Origin of the sequence: Streptococcus suis (assembly GCF_002964045.1) — a bacterium.
GTDB lineage: Bacteria > Bacillota > Bacilli > Lactobacillales > Streptococcaceae > Streptococcus > Streptococcus suis_U.
Genome location: NZ_POPB01000373.1, coordinates 1 through 381 on the forward strand (window position 1 = coordinate 1; position 381 = coordinate 381).

Consider the following 381-nt stretch of genomic DNA (forward strand, 5'->3'; position numbering starts at 1 on the left):
TTACGGCTGTTCAATCTTCAACAAGTATCCAAGTTGTTGAATCAAACTACATGGGTCGTCGTTATATTGGTAACCATCGTGGTGGTTATTTCAATCCAACAACGACTTCTGAGGGAGCAGTTTACTACATTTACCCTCCATATTAAGAAATTTTCAAATAGAGCGTGTGGATTTGCGCTCTATTTTTGTTTGAAAAATGAAGGAAAAAGGGTTAAAATAGTAAAGGTAGAAATATATAGGAGGCTGTCATGGCGTTTACTGACTTAAAATTGTTCGCTCTTTCGTCAAATCAGAAGTTAGCTGAACAGGTGTCGAAAAAAATAGGAATTCCTCTGGGAAAATCAAGTGTTCGTCAATTTTCAGATGGTGAGATTCAGGTAA

At 36.7% G+C, this 381-nt stretch carries 1 protein-coding gene and 1 pseudogene; both read left to right on the forward strand.

Annotation, left to right across the window (positions count from 1 at the left end; all coding sequences use genetic code 11):
• Window positions 1-146 (forward strand): annotated as a pseudogene (locus C1E99_RS09345) (CHAP domain-containing protein); the annotation flags it as partial.
• Between the two features lie 102 nt (window positions 147-248).
• The coding region (locus C1E99_RS09350; protein ID WP_161951179.1) for a ribose-phosphate pyrophosphokinase-like domain-containing protein at window positions 249-381 on the forward strand (133 nt) is incomplete at its 3' end.